Genomic DNA, 14,379 nt, shown 5'->3' on the forward strand with positions numbered 1-14,379 from the left:
TCGATACTCCGCTATCCCGTATTACTTTCAGTGTAGAGTATTGGAAGGCTGGGTGAGTCGCTCGATCTTTGTAAAAAGATCACCTCAGCTATCCTGCTACACGCTGGCGTAAAGTGTGCGCTCGGCCAGCCAGCGGTCGATGAGTGGCTGAACATTTTGTGGGTGGTGCTCACTGAGTAGGCGTGCTTGTTCTCGTACGCTGTCCAGTAGGTCTTCGTCGCGTTGCAGGTCGGCAATTTTAAAGCTCATTAGCCCGGTTTGACGGGTGCCGAGGACTTCGCCGGGGCCGCGAAGTTGCAGGTCTTGTTCGGCGATGACAAAGCCGTCGTTGCTGTCGCGTAGTGCAGATAAGCGCTGGCGGCCATTGCGCGACAACGGACTTTGATAGAGCAGTACGCAATGGCTTTGTTGATGTCCTCTGCCCACCCGCCCGCGCAGTTGGTGGAGTTGGGCGAGCCCCAAGCGCTCGGCATTTTCGATAATCATCAGCGTGGCGTTGGGGACATCAACGCCGACTTCAATAACCGTTGTTGCGACCAGCAAATCGACTTTTGCGGCTTTGAAGTCTGCCATCATGGCGGCCTTTTCGGCGGCTTTCATACGCCCGTGCACCAAGCCGACATTCAAATCCGGCAGTGCGTCCTTGAGTTGTTGCCAGCTCACCTCGGCGGCTTGCGCCTGTAACTTGTCGGACTCTTCGATCAAGGTGCATACCCAATAGGCTTGTTGGCCACTTTGGCAGACGGCGCGCAGCCGCTCGACAATTTGCTCGCGCCGGTCATTGGCGAGCACCACGGTATTGATTGGGCTGCGCCCCGGTGGCAACTCGTCGATGACGGAGGTATCCAGGTCAGCGTAGGCGGTCATTGCCAGGGTTCTGGGAATGGGGGTGGCCGTCATAATCAATTGGTGAGGGTGGCCGACCTGATCCTCGCCTTTTTGTTTGAGAGCGAGACGTTGGTGCACACCGAAGCGGTGTTGTTCGTCGACAATAACCAGGCCGAGTTTGGCGAATATTACCTCGTCTTGAAACAGCGCGTGAGTGCCTACCACGACGTGCGCTTTGTGCTCGGCAACGCGCTGTTGGGCAGCGGCTCGGGCCTTGCCTTTTTGCTTGCCGCTGAGCCAGGCAACGTCCAGATTGAGTGGGGCCAGCCATTGGCTGAAGTTGTGGAAGTGCTGCTCGGCGAGGATCTCGGTGGGTGCCATGATGGCAACCTGATAACCGCTGGCGGCAGCGCGCAGCGCGGCGAGTGCAGCAACGGCGGTTTTGCCACTGCCGACATCACCTTGCACCAAGCGCAGCATAGGCGCGCCCTGGTGTAGGTCGCGGCGGATTTCATCGGCAACGCGCTGCTGCGCTGAGGTGAGGCTGAAACCCAGGCCGTCGAGAAAGGCGTTTTCGAGATCATCGGGGCCGTCGAGTCGGGGGGCGCCAAAGCGGCGGGCCTCGACGCGCAATTTTTGCAGCGCCAGGTTATGGGCCAGCAATTCCTCAAAGGCGAGGCGCTGCTGACTGGGGTGCTGGCCAGATTGCAGTAGCTCAAGCGAGGCGTCTGCCGGTGGGTGATGCAAATAGCGCAATGCCTCAGCCAGTGTCCAGCGGCCTGGCAGTGCCGTCGGCGGTAGCCATTCGGTAATGGGGTGAGTATCGAGATAGTGCAGGGCTTGGCCGCATAGTTTTCGCCAGCTGGTTTGAGCAAACCCTTCCGTGCTTGGGTAAATGGGCGTCAGCCGGTCTTCGACGGGAGCGACTGCCTCCCCTTGCAGAACGGTGTACTCCGGATGGTAAAACTCCAGGCCGCTGGCGCCGCGCCGGGCCTCGCCAAAACAGCGCAGTCTCGCGCCTTTGCTGAGTTGTTGTTTCTGCGCGGCGTTGAAGTGAAAGAAGCGCAGTGTTGTGGTGCCAGTGCCGTCGCGCAGCCGACAAACCAGGCTGCGCCGTCGCCCGAAGGTGATATCGGCGGCGAGTACTTCGCCTTCGATCACCACATCGTTGCCGGGTCGCAAGGCGCCGATAGGGCAGATGCGGGTGCGATCCTGGTAGCGCAGTGGCAGGTGGAAAAGCAGATCTTGCACACTGTGCAGTCCGAGCTTTTTGAGCTTTTCTCTCAGCTTTGGACCTACGCCCTTGAGCGAACTTACATCAAGTTGGTGCAGGGCTTGGGTCATGTGGAGGGGTGATCGCTGTGGGCGGTTTTGATCGCCTGACTGATAACGTCGATGGCTTGGTGGCGGGGGAAGCTGGCCCGCCAGGCCAGGGCAATTTCCCGCGTGGGCGGTGTGCCGGCAAAGGGCCGAGTGCACAACATACCGTCGCCATAGGGCCCGACTTGGGCAGCCGACAAAGGCAAAATGCTGATGCCGAGTTTGGAGGCCACCATGTGTTTGAGGGTTTCCAAAGAGCTGCCCTCAACCACTGACTGAAGCAGGCGGTCACTGCGGGCCAGGTGCTGCTGTAGACCGGGGCAGGCGGCGAGCACTTGGTCGCGAAAACAATGGCCTTCGCCCAGCAACAATACGTTTTGCTGATACAGGTCGCTGTGCTCAATATGGGACTTTGCGGCCAGTGGGTGATCGCCAGGCAGCAGCACCACAAAGGGCTCGTCGTAGAGCGTTTGGGTAACCACCTCGGGTTCATTGAAGGGCAGGGCAATAACGATGGCGTCGAGCTTGCCACTGCGCAGGCGACCGCGAAGAATCGCCGTCATATTTTCCTCAACATACAGTGGCATTTGCGGCGCGAGTTCGCGGATGCGGGGGATGGCGCGCGGATAAAGATAGGGGCCGACGGTGTGAATGGCGCCCAGCGCCATGGGGCTGCCCAGAGGGTCGCGCCCCTGAGCGGCCAGTTCGCGAATCCGCTCGCTCTGTTCCAGCACGTATCGGGATTGCTCGATAATCTGCTCGCCGATAGGTGTGCAGGTCACCTGGCCGCGGCTGCGTTCGAACAGGCTTACCGCTAATTCCTCTTCAAGCTTTTTAACCGCCACACTGAGGGTCGGTTGGCTAACAAAGCAGCGTTCGGCGGCCTTGCCAAAATGTCCGGTTTCCTGAAGCGCGATGATGTAGCGTAATTCTGTTAGCGTCACAAAATTGCCTGGTTCGATAGTTTTAGACTATAGCGCAGCAGTGTACACCGACGACTCTGGCCTGCCTACTAGTGGCGCTGCAGATCCAGTATCAGCTTGCCAATATGCTCGCTGCTCTCCATGCGCGAATGGGCGTCGGCAACCTGCTCAAGGGGATAGACACTGTCGATGGCGGGCTGCAGCTCACCGCGAGCCAGCAATGGCCACACGCGTTCGCGCAGGGCGCTGGCAATGGCGGCTTTTTGGTCTCGGCTCTGCGCGCGAAGGGTGGATGCGCTGAGGGTGAGCCGCTTCATTAACACCGGCAAGAAGTTCAGCTCGGCGGCAAAGCCACCTTGGAAGGCGATAAAAACAATGCGGCCATCCTCGGCGGCAAGGTCGATATCGCGGCGGATATAATCGCCGCCAACCATATCCAGAATCACATCGACACCGCGGCCGTTGGTGGCCGCGCGCAGTTGTTCGACAAAATCCTGCTCCCGGTAATTGACGGCAATGCTCGCGCCAAGTGATTCGCAGGCGGCGCATTTTTCGGCGCTGCCTGCGGTGGTGAATACCTTGGCGCCAAAGGCGCCAGCCAGTGCGATGGCGGTGGTGCCGATACCGCTGCTGCCGCCGTGTACCAGAAACGACTCGCCGGGTTGCAAGGCGCCGCGCTCAAAGACATTGTGCCAAACGGTGAAGTAGGCTTCGGGCAGAGCCGCTGCCTGCATATCATTTAAGGCGGCGGGAATGGGTAGGCACTGCCCGGCGGGCACGGCGACGTAGTCGCTATAGCCACCGCCGTTACACAGCGCGCACACGCGGTCGCCAATTTGCCAGCCGCTTACGCCTTCGCCGATGGCCGCAACGCGCCCGGCAACCTCCAAGCCGAGAATCGGACTGGCGTCAGCCGGAGGGGGGTAAAGGCCATAGCGCTGCATTAAGTCGGGCCGGTTAACACCCGCAGCAGACACGGCAATCAATAGTTCGCCGGCGCCGCATTTAGGCAGCGGCTGCTCGCCAATTACCAGGCTGTGGTCATCGTTGACGTTAACGCAGCGAACGTGTGTTGGAAGCGCTGTCATTGTTGTTCCCCTTTGCTATGCTCCCCGACCTGCGAGGGCGAATGTGCCCAAGTATGCCTGAGCTGAGCTTGGGCTTGAACCGACTAAGGTGGGAACATGAACGCGAGTACGAAGCGGCTGTTGATCGTTGGTTGTGGCGATATTGGTGGTGGACTGGCGGCGCGCTACTTGGCCAAGGGCTGGCATGTGCAGGGTATGCGCCGTGATGTTAGCAAGTTGCCAGCGGGTGTAGAGGGTTTGTCAGCTGACCTTGCGCAGCCCAGCAGTATACGGGCTTTGGGGCCCTTGCAGGCGGACTACATCGTGATGACGCTCACGCCCAATGGTTATAACCCGGAAGGCTATCGCAAAATTTTTGAAGAGGCGCTCGCGGTGATTTTGGAATCTATCGTCGAGCCGCCCAAGCTGCTGTTATTTGTTTCCAGCAGTGGTGTGTACGACCAGAGCGGCCACGAATGGATCGACGAAGATAGTCCGACGGCCCCCAGTCGCTTTTCCGGGCAAAGCATTTTGCGAGCAGAGCAGCAGATTGCCGACACGGGCTGGCCGCACAGTATTGTCCGTTTCGCCGGTATTTATGGCCCGGGGCGTTTGCAAATGATCGCTAAGGTGAAGGCGGGTGAATGTGTGCCGGACGAGCCACTGCACTACAGCAATCGTATTCACCGGGATGATTGCGTTGGGGTGCTGGCGCACTTGATTGATAAGGTTGACGGCGGTGAGTCAGTGGCGAGTTGTTACTTGGGTGTTGACGACCTGCCGGTAGCGATCCAAACCGTGCAGCGCTGGTTGGCCGAGCAGCTTGACGTCCCCTACCTGCAAAACGGGGCACCCATTTCACGAACCGGCAGCAAGCGCTGTAGTAACCGCCGCCTGCGCGACAGCGGCTACGAATTCCTGCACCCCGACTATCGCAGCGGCTTTGTTCAAGTGCTCAGCGACGCGCGGTCGGCTTGACTGTTAAAGGGCGAGAATAACCTCAATCTCCACCATCGCGCCGCGCGGTAAAGCGGCAACTTGTACGCAGGCGCGCGCGGGGTAGGGCTCATCAAATACCGACGCCATCACCTCGTTGACGGCAGCAAAGTCGCCGAGGTCGGTGAGTGAAATATTCACTTTTACGGCATCGTTCAAACTGCCGCCAGCGGCCTCGGCAACGGCGGTCAAATTTTTAAACACTTGCTGGCTCTGTTCGCTTATCCCGCCTTCGATCATTTCCATGGTTTCGGGGATCAATGGGATCTGGCCCGACAAAAACACCATGTTGCCGGTTTTTACCGCTTGCGAGTAGGGGCCAATGGCCGCTGGGGCCTTGTCGGTGCTGATGATGGTTTTAGTGCTCACAGAAGTATCCTTATCGCCACGCAGGTGGCCGACTAATGAGTGTTAACAGGGGCTAGTGTTTTTCGCGGGTCACTTTTATTACCGCGGGAATATTGCGAATACGGCGCATGATGCTGGCGAGGTGAACACGTGAGCGCACGCCGATCACTAAGTGGATGGTGCTGATCTTCGGGTTCTCGTCTTCCACACTGATCTTTTCTATGCTGGCCTCTGCACCATTTACCCGGGTGGCAAGCACGGCAATAATGCCGCGCTGTTTGCTCAGCTCGACTTTGAGCTCTACGGAGAAGTCGCGGTCAATATCATCGGCCCAGCTCAGCGGTACGACGCGCTCAGGGGTGTTTCTCAGGTCAATGCTGTTGTGGCAGTTCTCACAGTGCACCACCACGCCTTTCTCTGCGCTGACGATTCCAACGATGTGGTCGCCGGGAATGGGGTAGCAGCAGCGGGCGAAATTAACCAAAAATCCTTCGGTGCCGTGAATGACCATGGTCTGCCGCTGGCTGGTGGCAGGCGGTGCATTGTCATCGTCGTCGCTGAGTTGGTCGCGCAGGGTCAGTAACTGTCGGGCGGTGAGGTAGGCAACGCGGTTGCCCAGGCCTATTTGTTCAAAAATATTGTCGGCCGATTTGCTCTGCGTGGCGTCGACGAGCTGTTCCAAGTGCTCGTCGCTGAAGTTATCCAGCTGCTCATCCATGCTGCCTAAGGCGCGCTCCAACATTCGACGGCCGAGGCTCACTGCCTCGGTGCGGCGCTGATGTTTGAGGAAGTGGCGAATGCCGCTGCGCGCTTTTGCGGTAACCACAAAGTGCAGCCACGCCGGGTTGGGCTGGGCGCCGGGGGTGGTAATGACCTCAACGGTCTGCCCGCTTTGCAAGGCTTCAGACAGTGGTGCCAGGCGGCGGTTGATTCGGCATGCAACACAGGAATTCCCCACATCGCTGTGTACCGCATAGGCGAAATCGACCGCAGTGGCGCCGGCCGGCAATTCCATGATGTCGCCGCGGGGGGTGAATACATAGACCTCGTCCGGGAAGAGGTCGATCTTCACGTTCTCGATAAATTCCAGCGAGTCGCCAGCGCGTTGCTGCATTTCCAGCAAGCCTTGTACCCACTGGCGAGCGCGCGCATGGCTGGAATTGCCGCGGGCATCTTGCTCATTGGATTTATACAGCCAGTGGGCAGCAATCCCGTTATTGGCCATTTCCTCCATTTCCTGCGTGCGGATCTGGATTTCAATGGGCACGCCCTGCATGCCGAAGAGTACGGTGTGCAGGGATTGATAACCGTTGGCTTTGGGAATGGCAATGTAGTCTTTAAATTGCCCTGGCACAGGTTTGTAGAGGCCATGGACGCAGCCGAGTACGCGGTAGCAGCTGTCGACAGAGTCGACTACGATGCGAAAGGCATACAGGTCCATGATCTCTTTCAGCGACTTCCGCTTGTTGCGCATTTTGCTGTAAATGCTGAACAAGTGTTTTTCGCGGCCGACAACGTGGGCTTTGTGCCCTTCTTCCAACAGGCAGTTTTCCAGGCTTTCCTGAATATTGGCGATGGTTTTGCTGCGGTCGCCAAAGCGTGTGCGAATGGCCTTGCTGATGCGCTGTGCGCGCATGGGGTGCATGGCCTGAAAGCCGAGGTCTTCAAATTCCACGCGGATGTTGTGCATACCCAAGCGCTGGGCAATGGGGGCGTATATTTCCAGTGTCTCGCGGGCGATGCGGCGGCGCTTTGGCGGCGGCATCACACCGAGGGTGCGCATATTGTGCAAGCGGTCGGCTAACTTGACGAGAATAACGCGAATGTCCTTGGCCATCGCCAGGGCCATTTTCTGAAAGTTTTCCGCCTGCTGCTCCGCTTTGGACTGGAATTCAATCCGGGTCAGTTTGGACACGCCGTCTACCAGCTCGGCAACCGCATCGCCGAATTGCTCGCTGAGGTCTTGCTTGCTAACGGCGGTGTCTTCAATCACGTCGTGCAGCATTGCCGCCATGAGGCTCTGTGCATCGAGGCGCATTTCCGACAATATGCCGGCCACGGCTAAAGGATGGGTAACATAGGGTTCGCCGCTGCGGCGATTCTGCCCTTCGTGGGCTTGTTCGGCGTAGTAATAGGCGCGCCGAACCTGATCCACCTGTGAGGCAGAGAGGTAATTACTCAGGGTTTCGGCGAGGGCGTCGATGGATTGCGCCGGTTCAGGCTTACCGTGTTGGTAATTGAAAAAGCTGTATTGGTGCATCGACACCCCGGGCCAAGGTTTTTACAGAGGCTGAGCGCCCAGCTCAACACCCAGGTCCAGCTCGGGCTCTTCCGCTACCGCGTCGGCAGCCATGATTTCTTCGCGGGTAATTTTGCCTTCGGCAATTTCACGCAGCGCCAGTACTGTTGGCTTGTCGCCTTCTTCGGTAACCAGTGGCTCTTTGCCGCCAGTGGCGATAGCGCGGGCGCGCTTGCTGGAAACCATTACCAACTCAAAACGATTGTCTACTGCCGACAGGCAGTCTTCTACAGTAATACGGGCCATGAAAATGTTCCTGAATGTGCTGAATCGCAGTGGTAACAGGCACCACCGCCAGTTATCCACAGTCTATCAAACTTCGCTGCGCTATGTCAGCAGTGCCGTGAGTAAGTCACGGTGACGCTGCTGCTGGCGGTTCAGGCGCAGGCGGTGGCTCAGCAGAATGGCCTTTAGCTCTTGCAGGGCGGTTTCAAAATCGTCGTTGATCACAACGTAGTCGCCTTCAACAAAGTGCGACATTTCTTCGACGGCGGCGGCCATGCGGCGGCTAATCACCGACTCTTCATCCTGGCCTCGTCCGGTCAGGCGTTCGCGCAGAGCGTCTTGGGAGGGGGGTAAAATAAAGATGGATACCGTTTCCGGCAGTAATTTGCGCACCTGCTGAGCGCCTTGCCAGTCGATCTCGAGAATAACGTCGCGACCGCAGTTTAACGTGTCCTCTACCCACTTTTGGGAGGTGCCGTAGTGGTTGTCAAAAACCTGGGCATGCTCCAGAAAGGCGGCACTGCGCAGCATCGACTCAAAGGTGTCGTGGCTGACAAAGTGGTAATTGACGCCGTCCACCTCACCGGGGCGCATATCGCGGGTGGTGTGAGAGATCGAAACTTGCACGTCGTCCATTTCGTCGAGCAGTCTTGCAACCAGGCTGGTTTTGCCGGCGCCCGAGGGGGCGGATACGGTAAAAAGGGTGCCCTGGCTTTGCTGCATTGTGGCGGTGTCCTGTGATGTGGTTATCGGTGACGGCTGGTTATTGTGGGTATGTTCGCACGGTTTGCAGACTATTTGAATAATTGGTCGCGAGCGTTTTCAGTCAGCGCGATGACCGCCGCTTTCTTCAACTTTTTCTCGGTGGAAATAGCGTAAAACTGCTCGCGAATACCGTCTATGCGCCCGGCCAGGGCGACGGAGTATTGTTTACACACCTGCTCTTCAATGGCGCTTGGGCAGGCAAAAAAACCGGCGCCGGCGTGGCCGAAGGCTTTTACCAGCGCGCTGTCGTCAAACTCGGCCACAATGTGGGGCGCGATGCCCTGCTCGGCAAACCATTGCTCTAGTGCACTGCGAAGGGTGTTGTTCGTGGTTGGCAGCAGAAACGGTTGATGATTCAGATTATTGGGGAACTCGCCCGCCGCGTCGTCGATCAGCGACGGCGCCGCCAGAATGCTAACGCCACACTCGCCCAAGCGGTGATTGTATAGCCGGAGGTTCGGCGCAGGAGGAACCGGCCGATCACTGAGTAGCACATCTAATTTATGCATTGCCAGTTGGGGTAGTAGCTCGTCAAACTTGCCTTCTTTGCATACCAGGCTGGGGCTGGATGCTTGGCCGATAAACGGTTTTAGCACCAAGTGAGTAATCAGTTTTGGCAGAACATCCACCGCGCCAACCGTGAGTTTTTCGGCCTGATCCAGCTGCTGTTGCTGCAGGGCGATGTCTAACTCGGCACCCAGCGAGAAGATCGCATCGGCATAGCTCTGCACAAATTTACCGGCTTCGGTCAGGCGCAAGCTTCGCCCCTCGCGGGTGAATAGCGGCACCTCCCAGCGTGATTCCAGCGTGGTGAGCTGGGCGCTGATGGTTTGCGGTGTAATATTTAACGCTTCGCTGGCGCGACTAATCGAGCCTTCGCGGGCGACCACCCAAAAGTAATAAAGATGCTTAAAGTTGATATTCTGCATGGCAACTATTATCAACAAAAAGTTGATTATTGGTCATTAAAAATCGACTTTTTCGTTATTTGGTCCCTCGCTAAGCTAGCACCTCCACCTGCTAGGAGGGAATGTTATGCGCTTAGAAATTCAAACAAAGGAAGTGGTATTAAGCCCGAATCTCATCGCTAGGATTGAGTCTAAATTCAGTGCTCTGCGCCGGCGATCCTCTCGCAAAGTGATGGCGATACATGTTTTGCTCAGCCGGGTCGCCAGCAAAGGTGGCCTGTGCTGCTTGCTGGTCGTGCAGCTCAGGCGTCGGCGGCAGTGGGTTTTTCAGGCAGTGTGCGATGACATTTTGCTCGCTGTAGATGGCGCTTGGCAGCGTTTGCACAATGAACCTCAACTCGTGCCACTGGCCCTGCCGCCAGCTAGGGAGGGGTGATGGAGTCGCTACTTGCCACGGCGATTGCCAACTTAACCAGCCCTGCGATCTTGTTCTTTGTGCTGGGGGTGCTCGCCGCAAGTGCCAAGGCCGACCTCGAGCTTCCCGAGGGTATGGGCAAAGCACTGTCCATATATTTACTGCTGGCTATCGGCTTCAAAGGCGGCGTCGAGTTAAGCGAAAACGCGATCACGCCCGCGCTTATCGCGCTGCTACTTGCCGGCATTGCACTGAGTTTTCTCATCCCCTTTATTGCGTTCGCCTTGCTGAAATTTGCCACCCGCGTGCAGCCGATTGATGCGGCGGCGATTGCCGCACATTACGGCTCGATTAGCGTTGTGACCTTTATGGCGGCGGTGGGCTTCCTAACCCAGCAAGGCATTGACTACGAAGGGTATATGGTGGCGATGCTGGCGCTAATGGAAACCCCTGCCATTCTGTCGGGTCTGATTCTGGCGGCGCCGTATTTGCGTCAACAGGGCAAGCAGAATAACCGTCCAAAACTGCGCTTAAAAGACAGCTTGCTCAACGGCAGTGTCGTGCTGTTGCTAGGGAGTTTGGCGATTGGTTACCTGGTCGGTAAGCCCGGGTTAGCGCAGGTAGACGCCTTCGTTAAAGCGCCTTTCTACGGTTTGCTCTGCTTATTCTTGCTCGACATGGGCTTATTAGTGGGTCGCCGCCTTGGGGAATTTCGCCGAGTGGGTGTTGCGCTGGTCGCCTTTGGTCTCTACATGCCGCTAGTTGGCGCTGCGCTCGGCTTGGCCGTTAGTGCCTTGCTGGGCTTAGGGCTGGGTGAGACCACATTGCTGGCAGTGCTGTGCGCCAGCGCATCATACATCGTTGTGCCCGCCGCGATGCGCCTGGCACTGCCTCAAGCCAAGGCGTCGTTGTATATCATCACCTCCCTGGCGGTCACTTTTCCCTTCAATGTTATCGCGGGTATTCCACTGTATTTTCAACTGGCGATGTTACTGCAAGGAGTGAATTAACATGCTGCAGAGACACCGGAAAAAGCGCATCGAAATTGTCGCCGAAGCGCTGTTGTTAGATCGGCTACTGGAGTTGATAAAAGAAGCCGGGGCGACGGGTTACACCGTTCATCACTATGTTTCAGGGGCCGACTTCAACGGTCGACAGGGCGAGCCCGACGACCTGAGTTTAGTGCTGAAAAACATCCAGCTCAACGTGATCGCCGACGATGAGGTCGCCGAGAGGATTGTCGAGGGCTGCGCGGAGTTCTTTGACGACTATGCGGAGATCGTCGTGATCTCCGACGTCGAAGTCATACGACCTGAGCGGTTTTAGGTCTCGATCACTGTCATACACATTACCTGAATAAAAAAGTGTAGTGCTTTCTATTACTAGGGCGTGAATTCGCATTGTATAAGCGAAAGTAGAAATACTGCGCAAGATGATTTTTAGGGTGGTGAATACAGAGTTAGGAAGGCGCTACTCCAGAAAGTGAGTATGGTTTCGAAGTCAGTATTGACAGCCATTTAATTGGGATGTTAGGTTACGTCGCTCGTGGCGCAAGGTTTTCTAGGTAATGTCTAGAGTTGGGACAATAATATTGTTTGCGATGTTGATGATAGTTCAAACGCTATCTATTGCATCCGATGTATTGCCGTCCCATTTAGGGGACATTCATCACAATAGCGTTCACGCCCCCACCTCCATCGGCGATTCGGTTGATGCCGACTTCTCTACAGATGAGCAGTTAGATAGCAATCCCATAGGAGTGCCGGATAACTGCGATGGCAATCATTGTCATGGTTCGCACCTGCTGGTAGTTATGGATGTTCTTGTGCGCCTTCCCGTCGCACCAGAGAAAGTTTCTACACATTTCATTGTGAGTAGCCCTTCAAGCCGGATATATAGCGATATTCGCCCTCCCATAGCCTGATTAAGAAATATGGCCCTTCGGGGCATTAATTCTTTCTGATTTAACAGGAACTATGCGATGTATCACCACTTATTTATGTGGCGCTTTTTGTGTGGGCGCAAAATAAGCGTTTTTTTCTTCGGTTTTATTTTGGCTAGCCCGATAGCCGTCTTTGCGGAGCCAGCATCGGGCGCACGGGGCTTGACATTGCCTGAAGCTATCGCCGAGGCCCTACGTCAAAATCCCATCTTACAAGTTTTCACCCCTCGTCTGGAGGGGCTTCAGGGGAAACGTCTAACGGCTGACCAAAACCCAGCTATTGAGCTTGGTTTGACTGCAGACAATATTCTAGGAGTTGGGCAGTACAGTGATACCAAAAATTCTGAATATACCTTGACTCTTTCCTCTCTTATCGAATTGGGAGGGAAACGACAAGCGCGCGTGAAAACACTTTCTGGGCGCTATGCGCTCGTTGAATTGGAGCGTAAGGCACAAGCTTTGACCTTGCTTGGAGATGTAACTAGAGCTTTTATTCTAGCTTTGTCGTTACAGGAGAAGAGGGAGATAGGAAGAGAAGCTTTGAGGCTTGCCGAGTCGAGTCTGACACTTGTTAAAAAAAGGGTCGAAATAGGCGCTGCTCCGGAAGCGGAGGCACTTCGCGCACAGTCTCAATTGGATCAGGCGCTTTTGGATTCAGGGAAATTGCAGGCGGCTTTTGATAGCAGTTTGATGGAATTAGCCACCTTGCTGGGCAGGGCGCAGCCTGATTTCAATCGTTTAGAGGGCGACCTGTACGCATTTGATGTCACCGATAATTTCGACGGACTGTTTCAGCGAGCTAGTAGCAGTCCAGAAATACGTGTATTTGCCAGCGAAGAGCGTTTGCGAGAAGCGGAGCTCAATATGGCAAGAAGCCTGTCGCGAAGCGATATTCGTTGGCAAGTTGGCGCTCGATACTTGGAAGAAAGTGGTGATTCTGCGTTAGTACTGGGAGCGTCTATACCTTTATTTTCTGGCCGCCGGAATCGCGGAGATGTACAAGCCGCAATGGCCGCTAGAGATGAGGTTGGATATCGCCGTGAAGACGCAATGTTGTCACTCCGTGCGCGACTTTATCGAGCTTTTCGTTCTCATCGTCAAAGCATAATTACCGTCGATGCTCTTCAGTCAAAAGTACTGCCCAACCTTCGCAAAGCGCAAGTCCTGACTCGCAAGGCCTATGAGAAAGGTCGTTATGGGTATATGGAGTGGCGGCTCGCACAAGAACAATTACTTACCGCTCAGCGTCAGCTAGTGGATGCAGCCGCAACAGCGTTCATGAACCAAGCGTTGATTGAACAGCTAACAGGACAGTCACTCGCCTCTGTCGATGATGACTACTGAAAGATTAGGAATAATTGTCATGAATAAATTAAAACAAACTTTAATTGTGGTCGGTATTTTCTGTTTTACCAGTTTATCTCTTCAGGCCGGAGAAATGGCGGGCGAGGAGAAGCATATCCATGAAGCAGAGAGTGAGGAAAGTGTTAACAGTATGAGTGAGGCTGGACATGATGACCATGAAAGTGAGCCAGAGGGAAGAGTGGAAATACCTGACGACATAGCTAAGTTAACTGGCATCAAAACACGAAAAGCAGGTCCTGGAGCATTGGTTCGGACCTTGACTAGTTATGGTCGCTTACAAACTGATCCAAAGTTGGTTTCCCGTATAAAGGCACGTTTTAGTGGTCGAGTAACGGATATTTCGGTTCGCCTTGGTGACAGAGTCGAATCTGGTGCAGTCTTAGCGACCATTGAGTCGAACGATAGCTTGCAGCCATACATTCTGCGAGCACCGATCTCTGGAACGATTGTTCAACGCAACATAAATGTTGGAGAGATTGCTAGTTCAAGTACGATTTTTACGATTGCTGGCCTGGAAAAATTGTGGGCGGAATTGAAGATTTTTCCTAGCCAACGCAAGTTTGTTGATATCGGACAAATGGTGCAGGTGAATATTGACGACAAAGACTATCAAGGAAAAATTATGAGCCTGCTGCCAAGTCTGGAAGGCGCTCCATATACTATCGCTCGTGTTGTTGTTGATAATCGGCGTGGCATGCTTGTGCCGGGACAGTTGGTGGCCGCAAAGGTTGTTGTAGACGCTGATGAAGTATCAATAGCGATTGATAATCGTGGCTTGCAGGTATTTGAAGAGCAACCAGTTGTCTTTGTGAGAGAGGGCGAGGAGTACGAAGCCCGTCGGCTGGAGTTAGGTCGTAGCGATGACAGGGTTACGGAAGTATTAGCTGGCCTAAAGAAAGGGGAGCGCTATGTGGTTGAGAGCAGCTACTTGATTAAAGCTGATCTTGAAAAGTCTGGCGCATCACACGCTCACTAAGA

Annotated in this window: 14 protein-coding genes; 5 read left to right on the plus strand and 9 right to left on the minus strand. The window is 55.4% G+C overall.

The features are described from left to right. Window positions 1–96: 96 nt before the first annotated feature. The 3 genes from recG to ABNS66_RS01875 form a co-directional block, all read right to left on the minus strand. A complete protein-coding gene (recG, locus tag ABNS66_RS01865; protein WP_286836857.1) occupies window positions 97–2,172 on the minus strand; it encodes an ATP-dependent DNA helicase RecG in 2,076 nt (691 codons plus the stop codon). After that, complete coding sequence (locus ABNS66_RS01870) at window positions 2,169–3,092, minus strand: hydrogen peroxide-inducible genes activator (protein ID WP_286695472.1); 924 nt, start codon at window positions 3,090–3,092, stop codon at window positions 2,169–2,171. Before ABNS66_RS01870 ends, recG begins: the two co-directional genes overlap by 4 nt. Window positions 3,093–3,160: 68 nt before the next feature. Beyond that, entirely contained in the window at window positions 3,161–4,159 is a 999-nt protein-coding gene (locus ABNS66_RS01875) for an NAD(P)H-quinone oxidoreductase (RefSeq protein ID WP_286836859.1), read from the minus strand. A 96-nt stretch (window positions 4,160–4,255) separates the two neighbouring features. On the opposite strand from ABNS66_RS01875, the gene ABNS66_RS01880 reads away from it, so the two are divergent. After that, a complete protein-coding gene (locus ABNS66_RS01880) occupies window positions 4,256–5,116 on the plus strand; it encodes an SDR family oxidoreductase (RefSeq protein ID WP_286836861.1) in 861 nt (286 codons plus the stop codon). A 3-nt stretch (window positions 5,117–5,119) separates the two neighbouring features. Here ABNS66_RS01880 and ABNS66_RS01885 read toward each other — a convergent pair whose 3' ends face one another. The 6 genes from ABNS66_RS01885 to ABNS66_RS01910 form a co-directional block, all read right to left on the minus strand. Next, window positions 5,120–5,503, minus strand: a complete 384-nt coding sequence (locus tag ABNS66_RS01885) for a RidA family protein (protein ID WP_204997093.1) — start codon at window positions 5,501–5,503, stop codon at window positions 5,120–5,122. A 52-nt stretch (window positions 5,504–5,555) separates the two neighbouring features. Then, window positions 5,556–7,742 (minus strand): bifunctional GTP diphosphokinase/guanosine-3',5'-bis pyrophosphate 3'-pyrophosphohydrolase, encoded by a 2,187-nt coding sequence (gene spoT / locus ABNS66_RS01890; RefSeq protein WP_286836863.1) that lies wholly within the window; start codon window positions 7,740–7,742, stop codon window positions 5,556–5,558. 21 nt (window positions 7,743–7,763) lie between these two features. After that, window positions 7,764–8,027 (minus strand): DNA-directed RNA polymerase subunit omega, encoded by a 264-nt coding sequence (gene rpoZ / locus ABNS66_RS01895; RefSeq protein ID WP_204997095.1) that lies wholly within the window; start codon window positions 8,025–8,027, stop codon window positions 7,764–7,766. 81 nt (window positions 8,028–8,108) lie between these two features. Continuing rightward, window positions 8,109–8,729, minus strand: coding sequence for a guanylate kinase (gmk, locus tag ABNS66_RS01900; RefSeq protein WP_286836865.1), 621 nt, complete (start codon window positions 8,727–8,729; stop codon window positions 8,109–8,111). A 71-nt stretch (window positions 8,730–8,800) separates the two neighbouring features. After that, window positions 8,801–9,700: a transcriptional activator NhaR gene (nhaR, locus tag ABNS66_RS01905; protein ID WP_286695477.1), complete on the minus strand. Its 900-nt coding sequence runs from the start codon at window positions 9,698–9,700 to the stop codon at window positions 8,801–8,803. 139 nt (window positions 9,701–9,839) lie between these two features. Next, window positions 9,840–10,064 carry a hypothetical protein gene (locus ABNS66_RS01910; protein WP_286695478.1) on the minus strand — a complete coding sequence of 75 codons (225 nt, stop codon included), beginning with the start codon at window positions 10,062–10,064 and terminating at the stop codon, window positions 9,840–9,842. A 50-nt stretch (window positions 10,065–10,114) separates the two neighbouring features. On the opposite strand from ABNS66_RS01910, the gene ABNS66_RS01915 reads away from it, so the two are divergent. The 4 genes from ABNS66_RS01915 (at window position 10,115) to ABNS66_RS01930 (ending at window position 14,377) form a co-directional block, all read left to right on the plus strand. Next, window positions 10,115–11,104 carry a sodium-dependent bicarbonate transport family permease gene (locus tag ABNS66_RS01915; RefSeq protein WP_286695479.1) on the plus strand — a complete coding sequence of 330 codons (990 nt, stop codon included), beginning with the start codon at window positions 10,115–10,117 and terminating at the stop codon, window positions 11,102–11,104. A gap of 1 nt (window position 11,105) precedes the next feature. Further along, window positions 11,106–11,420, plus strand: coding sequence for a hypothetical protein (locus tag ABNS66_RS01920; protein WP_286695480.1), 315 nt, complete (start codon window positions 11,106–11,108; stop codon window positions 11,418–11,420). Window positions 11,421–12,075: 655 nt separating this feature from the next. Next, complete coding sequence (locus ABNS66_RS01925) at window positions 12,076–13,380, plus strand: TolC family protein (RefSeq protein ID WP_286695481.1); 1,305 nt, start codon at window positions 12,076–12,078, stop codon at window positions 13,378–13,380. A gap of 19 nt (window positions 13,381–13,399) precedes the next feature. Continuing rightward, window positions 13,400–14,377: an efflux RND transporter periplasmic adaptor subunit gene (locus ABNS66_RS01930; protein WP_286695482.1), complete on the plus strand. Its 978-nt coding sequence runs from the start codon at window positions 13,400–13,402 to the stop codon at window positions 14,375–14,377. The last annotated feature ends 2 nt before the right edge of the window (window positions 14,378–14,379 follow it).

Source organism: uncultured Spongiibacter sp. (assembly GCF_964011655.1).
GTDB lineage: Bacteria > Pseudomonadota > Gammaproteobacteria > Pseudomonadales > Spongiibacteraceae > Spongiibacter > Spongiibacter marinus.